Raw genomic sequence first — 14195 nt, 5'->3', positions numbered from 1 at the left:
ATGCCGGTTCCATGCCGGTATCAGAGGTGCCACAACTCCAAGATCGGCGCCGGGAGCGGGGCGGCGAGTGCGGGGCGGGTCAGGACACGACGGCGGCGGCCTCCTCGGCCTCCACGGCGGCGTTCCAGGCCGGCTTGGTGGACCGCCAGCCCTCGTCGTCCAGGCCCTGCCGCCAGTAGCCGGAGATGGACAGGTCACCCCGGGGCACGCCGCGTTCGACGCGCAGCAGCCGCCGCAGCTCCTTCATCGCGCCGGCCTCGCCGTGCACGAACGCGTGCACCCGGCCGGGCGGGAACTCCAGCGCCCGGACCGCCTCGACCAGCGGCTCACCGAACGGGCGTCCGTCGCGGTGCAGCCAGCGCACCTCGATCTCGCCCGCGCCGGCCAGGGGCAGCTCGTCGGCCGGGCTGCCGACCTCGACGTACACCTTCGCCCGCGCGCCCGCCGGCAGCCGTTCCAGTGCGGCGGCGATGGCCGGCAGCGCGCTCTCGTCACCCGCCAGCAGATGCCAGTCGGCGTCCGGGTCCGGCGCGTACGCGCCGCCCGGCCCGGTGAACAACACCCGGTCGCCGGGACGCAGCGCCGCCGCCCACGGCCCGGCCAGACCCTCGTCGCCGTGGTGCACCACGTCCACTGTCATCTCACCGGCCGCGGCGTCCCAGGCCCTGACCGTGTACGCGCGCAGGCGCGGCCACTGCTCCGCCGGAAGCTCCCGCTTGATCGTCGCCAGGTCCACCGGGTGCGGGTAGGTCACCCCGGCCGGCGAGAAGACGAACTTCACGTAGTGGTCGGTGTACGCGCCCACCGGCAGCCCGGCCAGCTCCGGACCCCCCAGCACGAGGCGGATCAGGTGCGGGGTGGGCCGCGTGGTCCGGACGACCGTGGCGGCGGTGAGCTTCTTCGGGCGATCCGTCATACTGCTTAGGCTAGCCTAAGCTCCGGCGGGGTGATCCGGTCAGCTCGGCGACACCAGACGAGCATGCCAGGCCAGCGCGGCCGGATCGGTGAGCGAGGCGACCTGGTCGACCACCACGCGCAGCCGCCCGGCGTCGTCCGCCGCCTCCCGCCACAGCGGCGCGAACACCGGGTCGAGCGCGTCGGGCGCCCGGTCCAGCAGCGCCGCGACCAGCCCGGCCAGGACGTCACGCTGCCGCGCGTAGCGGTCCTCGGCACCGGGACGGCGCATCACGTACCGCAGCGCGATGCCCTTGAGCAGCGCACACTGCGCCCGGATCCGGCGCGGCACCACCAGGTCGGCGGCGTAGCGGCGGTGCGGACCGGGACCGTGGCGCTGCTGCGTGGCGTCCACCACGCGGGAGACGAACCGGCCGGTGAGCACACTCGTGGTGGTCTTCAACGCGGCGAGGGCACGGTGGCTGCCGTCGTACGCGGCCAGCGGGGCGAGCACCGGATCGGCGAGCAGGTCGGCCAGCACCTCGCCCAGGTCCTCCGGCGCCTCGCCGGAGTACGTGGCGGCCACGTCGGCGCAGAGCGCCCGCCGCTCGTCCGGGTCGGCCAGCAGCGGGCGCAGGTCCACGTACCCGCCGTGGATGCCGTCCTCGACGTCGTGCACCGAGTACGCCACGTCGTCGGCCCAGTCCATCACCTGGGCCTCCAGGCAACGGCGCTCGCCGGGCGGGGCGCCCTCACGCAGCCAGTCGAAGACCAGGCGGTCGTCGGCGTACACGCCGAACTTGCGCTCGCCGGGGCGGCGCGGCCACGGGTACTTGCTCACCGCGTCCAGCGCGGCCCGAGTCAGGTTCAACCCGGCCGAACGCCCGTCCGGGGTGAGCACCTTCGCCTCCAGCCGGGTGAGCACCCGCAGTGTCTGCGCGTTGCCCTCGAACCCGCCGCAGGTGGCCGCCAGCTCGTCCAGCGCGTACTCACCGTTGTGCCCGAACGGCGGGTGGCCCAGGTCGTGGGCCAGTCCGGCGGTGTCCACCACGTCGGGGTCGCAGCCCAGCCGGGCGCCCATCTCGCGGGCGATCTGCGCGACCTCCAGCGAGTGGGTCAGCCGGGTACGCAGGAAGTCGTTCGTGCCGGCGGTGTGCACCTGGGTCTTCGCGGCGAGCCGGCGGAACGCCGCCGAGTGCAGTACGCGGGCGCGGTCCCGCTCGAACGGCGAGCGGCCGTACCCGGTGTCCTTGGGCGCCTCGTCGACCAGCCGCGCCGCGTCGCCGCTCACTTCTCCCGGACGCGCAGAAGGTCGCGACTGCGGGGCTCGCAAGACCGGCTCACTCCTCGCGCTCCCGACGCACGCAGAACTCGTTGCCCTCCGGGTCGGCGAGCACCGTCCACTCCACGTCTCCCTGGCCGATGTCGACGTGCCGGGCGCCCATGTCGACAAGGCGCTCCACCTCGGCCTCCATGTCGGCCGGGCGCAGGTCGATGTGCAGCCGGTTCTTTCCCTCCTTCGGCCCGGCGACCGGGACGAAGACGAGACCGGGCAGCGTGTCGGGGGTCCGGCGGATCTCCACCTCGTCCGGCTTGTCGGTGATCACCTGATAGCCCAGCGCCTCCGCCCACCAGCTGGCGAGCCGGGACGGGTCCCGGGCGTCGACTACCAGGTTCTCCCAGACGGCGGTCATGTGGACACCCCTCCTGATCGACACGCGGCGGAAGCTCAGGTTACGCCGAGGAAGCCGGAAAGGCGCGCCGGGCGTACGCGGGGCCGTCGATGAACACCGGCGGCCCCGCGTCCTCGTCAGCGGGAGTCGGAGCCGGTGGTGGTGATCGCCGCCCGTCCAGCCTCCAGCCGCGCCACCGGCACCCGGAACGGCGAGCAGGAGACGTAGTCCAGCCCGACTTCGTGGAAGAAGTGCACCGAGTCCGGGTCGCCGCCGTGCTCGCCGCAGACGCCGAGCTTCAGGCCGGGGCGGGCCGCCCGGCCCTCCTCGGCGGCGATGCGGATCAGCCGGCCGACGCCGTCGGTGTCGATCGACTCGAACGGCGAGATGCCGAAGATGCCCAGCTCCAGGTACCGCCAGAAGAACGCGCCCTCCACGTCGTCGCGGGAGAAGCCCCAGCCCATCTGGGTCAGGTCGTTGGTGCCGAAGGAGAAGAACTCGGCCGCCTCGGCGATCTGCCCGGCGGTCAGCGCCGCCCGGGGCACCTCGATCATCGTGCCGATCAGCACCTCGACGCCGCTGTCTCCGACCACCTCGGCGATGATCCGCTCGGCCTCGGCGCGTACCGTCTCCAGCTCCTGCACGGCCCCGACCAGCGGCACCATGATCTCCGGGCAGGCCGTGCCGCCGTCGCGGACGACCGCGACGGCGGCCTCCGCGATCGCGCGGACCTGCATGGCGAACAGGCCGGGGATGACCAGGCCGAGCCGGACACCGCGCAGGCCCAGCATCGGGTTCTCCTCGTGCATCCGCCGCACGGCGGCGAGCAGCGCCTCCTCCTTGGCGACGTCCTCGCCGCGCTCCTGAGCGACCGCGACGTTCACCGCGAGCTGCTCCAGCGGGGGCAGGAACTCGTGCAGCGGCGGGTCGATCAGCCGCACAGTGACCGGCAGGCCGTCCATCTCGCGGAAGATCTCGACGAAGTCGGCCCGCTGCAGCGGCAGCAGCGCGGCGAGCGCGTCCTCCCGCTCCCGTTCCCCGGAGGCCAGGATGAGCCGCTCGACCAGCTCGCGCCGGTCGCCGAGGAACATGTGCTCGGTGCGGCACAGGCCGATGCCCTCGGCGCCGAAGCGCCGGGCCCGGGCCGCGTCCGTGCCGGTGTCGGCGTTCGTGCGGACCCGCAGCCGCCGCGCGGCGTCGGCGTGCGTCATGATCCGGTGTACGGAGCGGACCAGCGCGTCGTCGGTGGTCTCCGGGTCGAGTTCGCCCTCGAAGTACTGCACCACCTCGGACGGCATGACCGGCACCTCGCCGAGGTAGACCTTTCCGGTGGTGCCGTCGATCGAGACGATGTCGCCCTCGTTCACCACGTGCCCACCGACTGTGAACTTCTTCGCCGGCACGTTCACGTCCAGCTCGTCGGCACCGGAGACGCAGGTCTTGCCCATGCCACGGGCCACCACTGCGGCGTGGCTGGTCTTGCCGCCCCGGGAGGTGAGGATGCCCTTGGCGGCGATCATGCCGTTGAGGTCGTCCGGGTTGGTCTCCCGGCGAACCAGGATCACCGACTCCCCCTCGGCGGCCAGCTCGACCGCGCGGGCCGAGGTGAAGACGACCTTGCCGGACGCGGCACCCGGGGAGGCGCCGATGCCCTTGGCCACCGCCTCGAACTCGTGGTCGAGCTGGAAGCGCGGGAACATCAGCTGGGCGAGCTGCGCGCCGTTGACCCGGTGCAGCGCCTCGTCCAGGTCGATCAGGCCCTCGTCGACGAGCTGCCCGGCGATGACGAACGCGGCGGCGGCGGTGCGCTTGCCGACCCGGGTCTGGAGCATCCACAGCTTGCCGCGCTCGATGGTGAACTCGATGTCGCAGAGGTCCTTGTAGTGCTCCTCCAGCCGGGCCATGATGCCGAGCAGCTCGTCGTAGGAGGTCTTGTCGAGCTGCTCCAGCTCCTGCAGCGGCACCGTGTTGCGGATGCCGGCCACCACGTCCTCGCCCTGGGCGTTCGCCAGGTAGTCGCCGTAGATGCCCTGCGCGCCGCTGCCCGGGTCGCGGGTGAACGCGACGCCGGTACCCGAGTCGGGGCCGAGGTTGCCGAAGACCATCGTCACCACGTTGACGGCGGTGCCCAGGTCGGCCGGGATGCGCTCCTGCCGGCGGTAGAGGATCGCCCGCTCCGCGTTCCACGAGTCGAAGACCGCGCGGATGGCGAGGTCGAGCTGCTCGCGCGGCTCCTGCGGGAACTCGCGGCCGGTGTGCTTGGCGAAGATCTTCTTGTACGCGTCGACCAGCCCGCGCAGGTCGTCGGCGTCCAGGTCGAGGTCGTTGTGCGTACCCTTGGCGCTCTTGATCTCGTCGAGCGCGTGCTCGAACTCCTCGCCCGGCACCTCGCACACGGTCTTGCCGAACATCTGGATCAGCCGGCGGTAGGAGTCCCAGGCGAACCTGTCGTTCCCACCTGCCTGGTTGCTCAGGCCGATCACGCTGCGGTCGTTGAGACCCACGTTGAGGACGGTCTCCATCATGCCCGGCATGGAGAACTTGGCGCCGGAGCGTACCGAGACCAGCAGCGGGTCGTCCGGGTCGCCGAGGCGCCGGCCCATCTCGCGTTCCAGCGACTCCAGGTGCGCCTCGATCTGCGCGGCCAGGCCGTCCGGCTCGCGCCCGGTCGTGAGGTACGCCTTGCAGGCCTCCGTGGTGATCGTGAAGCCGGGCGGAACCGGCAGGCCGAGATTCGTCATCTCGGCCAGGTTGGCCCCCTTGCCGCCGAGCAGATCCTTGAGATCCTTGTTGCCCTCGGCGAAGTCGTAGACGTACTTCTGCTCGACCGAATCGTGCGCTGCCACCAGAGCCTCCCACGCGCGCCATTGACACTTAACGAAGGTTCAGTTCGGACATACCCCGGTAGTGACCACCGGCAATCCCGGCTCGTCAGCGTCGGTGGGGCGAAGGCTAGGCGAGTTTGGAGAAACCTGGGAGCGTTCGGTGACTTTCGGCACAACGGTCACCACAATCCGCGTTCGTACGGGTTTTTGGGAACGCTTCCACGAGCACGATCACGCAATTCCATTTCTCCTCGTACTCTTGACGTCACTGCATCTCGCGGAACCTGACCTTTGCCATATCCCGCGCGAATACACCCCTCGGAGCCGTCGCCGTGCCGACCAACCCCGCCGCCCCGGAGACCGGGCCGGAGCCGACCGACACCCGTCCCACCAGCCCGTCCGGTGCCATGACGCCATCGGGGGCGGCCTCGCCCGGCGCGCTCGTCCCGGCCGCCGCGGCGTCGCCCTCCGCCGGCCTGCCCGATGCGGCGGCACCCTCCTCCGCCGGTCTGCCCGGTGTGACGACGCCCGCCGACGGCCCACCCGGTGCGACGCCCGCCGACGGCCTGCCGGGTGTGGCGACGTCCCCCGCCGAGCTGGCCCGGGTCGCCGCGGGCCGGGCCGCCGGGGCGCTCGCCGGACCGGCGCCGGTCCGGCTCGGCGACGTGGTGCCGGCGCCCGAACAGGTGCGCCCCGACCCGGCCGGCGACTTCACGCTGAACGCCGACGCGGTACTGCGGGTCAGCCCCGCCGGGCGGGACGTGGCCGAACAGCTCGCCGGCTGGCTGCGCCCGGCCACCGGCTTCCCGCTCCCGGTCGCCGACACCCCCGAGGGCGACCCGCTGACGCTCACGCTGTCCCCGGCGGACAGCGAGGGCGACCTGCTGACGTTCCCGCTGTCCGCGGCGGACACGAGCGCGGTCGCGAGCGGGCCGGCGTCCACGGGCCGGGCGGCGGCGGACGTCGCGGGCGGTGAGCCGTCCGGCCCGACGGCCCGCACCGCTGCGCCGGACGACGCCGGGCTCGGGGACGAGGGCTACCGCCTCGACGTGACCGCCGACGGCGTCCGGATCACCGCGGCCACCCCGGCCGGCCTGTTCCACGGCGCGCAGACGCTGCGGCAGCTGCTACCCGCGCCGATCGAGAACCCGACCGCTGTCGCGGTGCGCTGGGCGGTGCCCGGCGGCACGATCGTCGACCGGCCCCGCTTCCCCTACCGGGGCGCCATGCTCGACGTCGCCCGCCACTTCTTCCCGGTCGGGGACGTGCTGCGGGTGATCGACCACCTGGCCCGCTACAAGCTCAACCACCTGCACCTGCACCTCACCGACGACCAGGGCTGGCGGATCGCCGTCGACTCCTGGCCCCGGCTCGCCGAGGTCGGCGGTGCGACAGCTGTCGGCGGCGGCCCCGGCGGCTGGTACACCCGCGACGACTACCGCCGCATCGTCACGTACGCCGCCCGCCGCCACGTCACGGTGGTGCCCGAGATCGACCTGCCGGGCCACACCAACGCGGCGCTGGTCGCGTACCCCGAACTGGCGCCCGGCAAGGTCGCGCCGCCGCCGTACACCGGCACCGAGGTCGGGTTCAGCTACGTCGACCCCACCGACGAGCGGACGTACGCCTTCGTCGCGGACGTCGTCGGTGAGGTCGCCGCGCTGACGCCCGGACCGTGGCTGCACCTGGGCGGCGACGAGGCGTTCAAGGTGCAGGCCGACAGCTACCGCGCGTTCGTGGCGCGGGCCCAGCGACTGGTCGCCGCCACCGGCAAGACCGTCGTCGGCTGGCACCAGCTCGCCCCGGCCGAACACGTCGACGGGCGCGTCCTGCAGTGGTGGGGCACGAACGGCGACGACCCGGAGACCGCCGACGCGGTACGCCGGGGCGCCCGGCTCATCCTCTCCCCCGGCAACCACGCGTACCTGGACATGAAGTACGCCCCGGACACCCCGATCGGACACGACTGGGCGGGCCTGATCGACGTCCGCCGGGCGTACGAGTGGGACCCGGCCACTCACGTGCGGGGCGTACCGGCCGAGGCCGTGCTGGGCGTGGAGGCGCCGCTGTGGACCGAGTCGGTCACCACGGTGGCCGAGGTCGAGTTCATGCTCTTCCCGCGCCTGCCCGCCGTCGCCGAGCTGGGCTGGTCACCGCGCGAGACGCACGACTGGTCCCGGTTCCGCAGCCGGCTCGCCGGCCACGGCCCGCGCTGGGCCACCGCCGGCATCACCTTCCACCCGTCCCCCGACATCCCCTGGCCCCCCACCGCAGCCCAGATCCCCACCCAGCCCACCCCCACCCCCACGACCCCCTGACGGCACGGCCACGCCAACCCGCGCTGGGCCACCCGACCCGTGCACCCCGCCGCGCCGCGCAGGCCGCCGCGCCGCGCAGGCCGCCGTGCCGCGCAGGCCGCCGTGCCGCGCAGGCCGCCGTGCCGCGTCGATCATGAAGTTGACGGCGACAATCCGGATACATTTCGCCGCCAACTTCATGATCGACGCCCATATCCGGGGCGGGTGCGCGTCCAGCCGCCCCTCGTCGGGCGCGGTCCCTTCCGATCGCCGAGATCTTGGTACGAAACGGCCCCCGGAAGGGCGCCGATCTACCAAGATCTCAAAGCTCGGCGCCACCCCCTCCCACCGCATCGGTGATCAAGGAGTTTGTGTCGGGCGGACGGCCCCAGACGGACACAAACTCCTTGATCAACGGGGTGGTGGGGGCGGCCCTGGGGGCGGGGACGGTGTCCCTGGGCGGTGAGGTCGAAGCGGAGTCGCCGCGCGCCAAGTGGGTTGGCTCGAAACACCGCCTAGGGCGGGCCGGACCCGGTGCGGCCCGGGCCGGGGTAGCTGCGGCGAGGGCAGACGGGTTCGGTGTCGGCTTGGGCAGACTGGGTCGTCCGTCAGCGGCGGGTGCGGGTGGGGTCGGTGTCCGGGTTTCGGGTGGTCGGGGTCACCGGTGGGGCGGAATCGGGGGTGGTTGCGGGGCGTTGTACATGGCAGACCGCGCCGCACCCGCCGACCACCCGCCCCCTCGGGCCGGGAATCAGGCCGGGAAGCCGGTCGTTACATCCCCCGGGCCGCCGAGCAGGCCGGCAGCGCCTGTCGAGCGGGCCCCACCGCCGGGCAGCACCCCGGGAATGACCCCGGACCCCCGGTCGTTACATCCCCGAGCCGCCGGAGCAGGCCGTCCCCCTGGCCGCCCGAGCGAGCCACCGGCCCGACGCACATACCGGGCCACCTGATCTTTCTTCGCGGCATCCCCCATCGCCGCGTACCCCCGACAGAGAGGCAACTGATCATGGCTACCACTCTGCTGCGCAAGACCGTTCTGACCGCTGCTGGTGTCGTCGCCACCGCCGGTGGCATCGCCGGCCCCGCCATCGCCGCCCAGGCCACTCCGGCCGAGCGCGCCGCCGCCCAGGTCACCGCCGACCGCAAGGGCCACGGCGAGCGGGAACTCGACGTGCGCTACGAAGCCCAGCCCAACTTCTACTTCTGCGGCCCCGCCGCCGCGCGCAACGCCCTGAGCGTGCAGGGCAAGAACATCGACGTGCACGCCATGGCCGAGGAAATGGGCACCACCGAGGCCGGCACCAACTCCATCAACGACATCACCCCCGTTCTGAACAAGGAGACCGGTAAGGACGTCTACAAGTCCACCGAGATCCCCATGGACAAGGCCCGCGACCGCGACAAGGTCGACAAGCTGCGCGCCGACGTGGTCAAGACCGTGGACGACGGCCGCGCCGTGGTCGCCAACATCGCCGGCACCGCCACCGACACCGACGGCACCACCCACTCCTTCGAAGGTGGCCACTACATCAGCGTGGTCGGCTACCGCGACGGCGGGAAGGTCGTGACGATCGCCGACTCGGCGAACCCGAACCAGGCCTCCTACCGGATGGACGTGGACGAGCTCGCCCGCTGGATCGCCAGCCGCGGCTACAGCTCCTGACCGAACACCGAAGGGCCCGGCCCCCCACGGGGGCCGGGCCCTTCGTCGTATCCGGGTCAGCCGCCGGAGTCGTCCAGCTCGGCGCCGTCCGGCGGGGTGTCGTCGTCGCGGCTGGCCAGCCAGCCGTCGGGCAGGAACACCTTGCCCGGGGAGTTGGTGCGGCCGCGCGGCTGGCCGAGGTTCTCCACCGGGAACGGTACGGCCGGGTCGAGCTTGCCGAGCAGGTCGTCGAGCTGCGCCAGGCTCTCGATCATGGCGAGTGAGCGGCGCAGCTCGCTGCCGATCGGGAAGCCCTTCAGATACCAGGCGACGTGCTTGCGGAAGTCGGTGCAGCCGTCCCGCTCGCCCCGGGCCGGGTTGCGCGCGCCCGCCACGAACTGCTCCACGAGCAGCTCGGCGTGCCGGCGCATGGTCACCGCCACCTCGCCGAGGCTCGGCAGCCGCCGCTCGGCGCTCCCGTTGAACGCAGCCTCCAGGTCGGCGAACAGCCACGGCCGCCCCAGGCAGCCACGCCCGATCACCACACCGTCGACGCCGGTGTGCGCGACCATCCGCAGCGCGTCGTCGGCCTCCCAGATGTCGCCGTTGCCGAGCACCGGCACGTCGAGCGCCGCCTTGAGCGTGGCGATCGCGTCCCAGTCGGCGGTGCCGGAGTAGCGCTGCGCGGCCGTACGCCCGTGCAGGGCAACCGCCGCGACGCCCGCGTCCTGGGCGGCCAGCCCCGCCTCGACGTACGTCAGGTGGTCGTCGTCGATGCCCTTGCGCATCTTCACGGTGACCGGCACCCCGGCGGGTGACGCGGCGTCCACCGCGGCCCTGACCAGCCGGGCGAACAGCCGACGGCGCCACGGCAGGGCCGAGCCGCCGCCCTTGCGGGTCACCTTGGGCACGGGGCAGCCGAAGTTGAGGTCGATGTGGTCGGCAAGGTCGCGCTCGACCACGATCCGTACGGCCGCGGCGGTGATCTCCGGATCGGTGCCGTAGAGCTGGAGGCTGCGGGGCTGCTCCTCGGCGCCGAAGGCGATCATGCGCAGCGTCTTCGGGTTCCGCTCGACGAGCGCACGGGTGGTGATCATCTCGCAGACGTAGATGCCGCCGCCCTGCTCACGGCAGAGCCGGCGGAAGCCGACGTTGGTGATCCCGGCCATCGGCGCGAGCACCACCGGCGGCCACACCCGGTGCGGGCCGATGGTCAACGCGGGCAGGGTCGGGGCAGTCACCGCACAAGTGTAAGGAAGGGCCCCTTCTTAACGTCTCCGGTAGAGCAGGGGCCCCTTCTTAACAGGGCACATATCACAGCCGGCCCGCCCGGCGGGCGTTCTCCACAACCGGGGAGGCTGTCCACAGGCCGGGCGCACGGGCCGGAACGTGGATCGGTCGATCGCGCACGCTGCCGGGCATGCCCGAACAACCACGCGAGCTCAGCGACCTGGCGGAACGCCAGCAGCAGATCGTAACGCGGACCCAGCTGCTCGGCGTCGGATTCGACGACATGTACCTGTACCGGCAGACCCGGCGCGGCCTGTGGCAGCGGGTCCTGCCGGCGACGTACGCGCTCGTCACCGGCACCCTCACCGACGAGCAGCGACGCATCTCGGCGGCGCTCTACGCGGGCGCCGACGCGCAGCTCACCGGCCTGGCCGCCCTGACCTGGTACGGGTTCCGGTACAGCCCGCGCACCGCTGACGTACACCTGATCCTGCCGCACCACGTGCGGCGCCGATCGGCCGGTCACGCGGTGATCGCGCGGGCCCTGGAGCTTGATCCGCGGGCCCGGCGGACCGCGCTGTACCCGGTGTGCTCGCCCGCCCGGGCGGTCGTGGACGCCGCCCGCGACCTGCGCCGGCTGCGGCCGGTACGGGCGACGGTGGCCGAGGCCGTGCAGCGCGGTTTCACCGACCTGGACAGCCTGGACGCGGAGATCCGCCGGGCCCGGCGAAGCCGCACCGCCCTGATCCGGAAGGCGTTCGCCGAGATCACCGACGGGGTCCGCTCGGCGCCCGAGACGGAGCTGCGGGAGTGCCTGGGCGGCAGCGGCGTGCTCGGCGAGATCCTGTGGAATCCGCGGCTGTCGGCGGCCGACGGCACCCGCCTGCCGACGCCGGACGGCTACCTCGCCGACTGCGCGGTGGCGCTGGAGGTCGACTCGCGGGAGTACCACCTCAGCCCGGACGACTGGGCGCGGACGCTGGACCGGCACAACGAGCTGAGCCGGCACGGGGTGCTCATCCTGCACTTCACGCCGGCACAGATCCGCCGGGAGCCGGGCCGCGTGCGGCGCACGGTGGAGGACGCGTACGCGGCCCGGCGCGGGCTGGGCGCCGCGACCGGCGTACGGGTGGAGTCGATCTCCCCCGGGTGACGGGTGTTAAGAAGGGGCCCCTTCTCTACGCGAGGCGTTAAGAAGGGGCCCTTCCTTACACTCAGCAGCCGGGGAGGCGCTCGATCAGGTAGCGCTCGACCTGGTCCAGCGAGACGCGCTCCTGGGCCATGGTGTCCCGGTTCCGGACCGTCACCGCGTTGTCGTCGAGCGTGTCGAAGTCGACTGTGACGCAGAACGGCGTGCCGATCTCGTCCTGCCGGCGGTAGCGGCGGCCGATCGCCTGCGAGTCGTCGAACTCGACCACCCAGCGCTTGCGCAGGTCGGTGGCGAGCTGCTTGGCCTTCGGCGACAGCGCCTCGTTGCGCGACAGCGGCAGCACGGCGACCTTGACCGGGGCCAGCCGCGGGTCGAAGCGCATGACGGTGCGCTTGTCCACGCCGCCCTTGGTGTTCGGCGCCTCGTCCTCGTCGTACGCCTCGAGCAGGAACGCCAGCACCGCGCGGGTGAGACCGGCGGCGGGCTCGATCACGTACGGCATCCAGCGCTCGCCCTTGCCCTGGTCGAAGTACGACAGGTCGACGCCGGAGTGCTTGCTGTGCGTGGACAGGTCGAAGTCGGTGCGGTTGGCGATGCCCTCCAGCTCGGCGAACTCGCTGCCGCCGAACCGGAACCGGTACTCGATGTCGACGGTGCGCTTCGAGTAGTGGGAGAGCTTCTCCTTGGGGTGCTCGTAGAAGCGCAGGTTCTCCTCGGACAGGCCCAGGTCGAGGTACCAGTTCCAGCGCTCCTGAAGCCAGTACTCGTGCCACTGCTCGTCGGTGCCGGGCTCGACGAAGAACTCCATCTCCATCTGCTCGAACTCGCGGGTCCGGAAGATGAAGTTGCCGGGGGTGATCTCGTTGCGGAACGACTTGCCGGTCTGCGCGATGCCGAACGGCGGCTTCTTGCGGGCGACCGTCTCCACGTTCTTGTAGTTGACGAAGATGCCCTGGGCGGTCTCCGGGCGCAGGTAGTGCATGCCCTCGTCGCTCTCCACCGGGCCCAGGTAGGTCTTCATCAGGCCGTTGAACATCTTCGGCTCGGTGAAGGTGCCCTTGTTGCCGCAGTTGGGGCAGTTCAGCTCCGTCAGCGAGGTCAGCGGCTTGCCGTGCTTGGCCTCGTACGCCTCTTCCAGGTGGTCGGCCCGGAACCGCTTGTGGCAGGACTGGCACTCGGTGAGCGGGTCGACGAACTCGGCGATGTGGCCGCTGGCCTCCCAGACCTTGCGGGCCAGGATGACCGCCGAGTCGAGGCCGACGACGTCGTCGCGCTGCTGCACCATGGTCCGCCACCACTGCCGGCGGACGTTCTCCTTCAGCTCGACGCCGAGCGGACCGTAGTCCCACGCCGACCGGGTGCCCCCGTAGATCTCGCTGGAGGGAAAGACGAAGCCCCGGCGCTTGGCGAGGCTGGTGACGGCGTCGATACGGTCGGCTGGCATGTTTCCTCCTACGCCGGCTGGCGGTCGGCGCGGTTGAGATGGATGGAACCGGGCTGTTCGGGACAACGGTACGACCGTGTCCGTCCCGAGCCCAGCAGAATACCGGGGGCCGGTCAGCTCACCCCGCAGACCTCCACGCCGCCCGTCTGCTGGTCCGGCGCCAGCGTCACGGTCTGCGCCTCCCGCCGGCCGCCGGCCAGCGTCACGTCCACCGGCACGGTGAGCGTGGCGAGGTCGACCTCGCCGACCCGGAAGCCGGAGATCTGCGGCTCGGTGGCCACCCGCCGTTCGAACTCCCGCCGGGGTTCGCGTCGCCGGATGTCGTCGCAGAGCGTGTCGTACGCCTTGGACCACTCCCGGGCGACGAGCGCCTGGTAGTAGTCGTTCGTGACGGCCCGGCCCTGCTCGCCGACGGCCTGAGCGTTGCTCACCGCCAGGCCGACCACCGCCGCGCCGCCCCCGCCGCAGCAGATCAGCACTGCGAGCGCGCCCGCGCCGAGGCCGAGCCAGAGCCGGGTCCGCCCGCCCTCGGTGGGCGGGGCGGCGAACGGCGGCGCGGCGCCGGGCCCCTGCGGCGGTGCGGGCACCCCGGGGTCCGCCGGCAGCGCGGGCGGAACGGATGGCGGGGGTGGCGCGGCCGGTCCGGGAGCGGTCATACGCGCCAGGGTAGTGCCCCGGCACTCAGCGGTACGGGCCTGCGGCACGATCGCTGGCGACGACGACGATCTCCCCGTCGGGGGCGGCGCTGGCGAGCGTCTCGTACGCGGACGGCTCGTCCACCGATCGGGCGAGCAACGGCACGGCGGTGACCTTGACGTCGAATCCGCCGAGTGCCCGCCGGTACGCCCCGACCGACTCCCACTCGGTGATCAGGACCCAGTGGGCCGGGTCGTCGAGCGCCCGCAGCAGTTCACCGCGCAGGTAGCCGGGGCGGGCGGCGAGCGCGGCCAGTGCGGCGTGCGCCGCCCGGGTGAACTCGTCCACCGTTTCGGCTTCCACCACGAAGCGGTTGGTGACCAGCACGGGGTTCCTCCTCGTAG

At 72.4% G+C, this 14195-nt stretch carries 11 protein-coding genes; 3 read left to right on the top strand and 8 right to left on the bottom strand.

All coding sequences use genetic code 11. The features are described 5' to 3' along the window. Positions 1 to 79 precede the first annotated feature (79 nt). The 4 genes from O7607_RS19425 to ppdK all read right to left on the bottom strand — a co-directional run bounded on the left by O7607_RS19425 (position 80) and on the right by ppdK (position 5413). Positions 80 to 916 carry a siderophore-interacting protein gene (locus O7607_RS19425; RefSeq protein WP_269704617.1) on the bottom strand — a complete coding sequence of 279 codons (837 nt, stop codon included), beginning with the start codon at positions 914 to 916 and terminating at the stop codon, positions 80 to 82. 39 nt (positions 917 to 955) lie between these two features. Next, on the bottom strand, positions 956 to 2185 hold the full coding sequence (locus tag O7607_RS19420) for a deoxyguanosinetriphosphate triphosphohydrolase (protein WP_269704616.1): 1230 nt from the start codon (positions 2183 to 2185) through the stop codon (positions 956 to 958). 49 nt (positions 2186 to 2234) lie between these two features. Continuing rightward, a complete protein-coding gene (locus O7607_RS19415; protein WP_269704615.1) occupies positions 2235 to 2588 on the bottom strand; it encodes a VOC family protein in 354 nt (117 codons plus the stop codon). A 116-nt stretch (positions 2589 to 2704) separates the two neighbouring features. Continuing rightward, entirely contained in the window at positions 2705 to 5413 is a 2709-nt protein-coding gene (gene ppdK / locus O7607_RS19410; RefSeq protein ID WP_269704614.1) for a pyruvate, phosphate dikinase, read from the bottom strand. Between the two features lie 386 nt (positions 5414 to 5799). Here ppdK and O7607_RS19405 point away from each other — a divergent pair, with 386 nt between their 5' ends. Both O7607_RS19405 and O7607_RS19400 read left to right on the top strand, forming a co-directional pair. After that, on the top strand, positions 5800 to 7710 hold the full coding sequence (locus O7607_RS19405; protein WP_442929532.1) for a family 20 glycosylhydrolase: 1911 nt from the start codon (positions 5800 to 5802) through the stop codon (positions 7708 to 7710). 985 nt (positions 7711 to 8695) lie between these two features. After that, positions 8696 to 9352 (top strand): C39 family peptidase, encoded by a 657-nt coding sequence (locus tag O7607_RS19400; protein WP_269704612.1) that lies wholly within the window; start codon positions 8696 to 8698, stop codon positions 9350 to 9352. 56 nt (positions 9353 to 9408) lie between these two features. Here the strand turns inward: O7607_RS19400 and dusB are convergent, their stop codons facing one another. Then, positions 9409 to 10572 carry a tRNA dihydrouridine synthase DusB gene (gene dusB, locus O7607_RS19395; protein ID WP_269704611.1) on the bottom strand — a complete coding sequence of 388 codons (1164 nt, stop codon included), beginning with the start codon at positions 10570 to 10572 and terminating at the stop codon, positions 9409 to 9411. Positions 10573 to 10751: 179 nt separating this feature from the next. Here dusB and O7607_RS19390 point away from each other — a divergent pair, with 179 nt between their 5' ends. Further along, positions 10752 to 11714, top strand: a complete 963-nt coding sequence (locus tag O7607_RS19390) for a type IV toxin-antitoxin system AbiEi family antitoxin domain-containing protein (protein WP_269704610.1) — start codon at positions 10752 to 10754, stop codon at positions 11712 to 11714. Between the two features lie 61 nt (positions 11715 to 11775). Here O7607_RS19390 and O7607_RS19385 read toward each other — a convergent pair whose 3' ends face one another. The 3 genes from O7607_RS19385 to O7607_RS19375 form a co-directional block, all read right to left on the bottom strand. Further along, positions 11776 to 13155, bottom strand: a complete 1380-nt coding sequence (locus O7607_RS19385) for a glycine--tRNA ligase (RefSeq protein ID WP_194802327.1) — start codon at positions 13153 to 13155, stop codon at positions 11776 to 11778. A 113-nt stretch (positions 13156 to 13268) separates the two neighbouring features. After that, positions 13269 to 13742 (bottom strand): hypothetical protein, encoded by a 474-nt coding sequence (locus tag O7607_RS19380; protein ID WP_269707031.1) that lies wholly within the window; start codon positions 13740 to 13742, stop codon positions 13269 to 13271. Positions 13743 to 13836: 94 nt separating this feature from the next. After that, the gene (locus O7607_RS19375) at positions 13837 to 14178 is read right to left on the bottom strand and encodes an antibiotic biosynthesis monooxygenase family protein (protein ID WP_269704609.1); all 342 of its coding nucleotides are present in this window, start codon (positions 14176 to 14178) and stop codon (positions 13837 to 13839) included. Positions 14179 to 14195: the final 17 nt, after the last annotated feature.

It is taken from the genome of Micromonospora sp. WMMA1949 (genome assembly GCF_027460145.1).
Classification (GTDB): Bacteria; Actinomycetota; Actinomycetes; order Mycobacteriales; family Micromonosporaceae; genus Micromonospora.
Note: the sequence above shows the minus strand (reverse complement) of the source record. Positions and strands in the feature narration are given on the sequence as shown.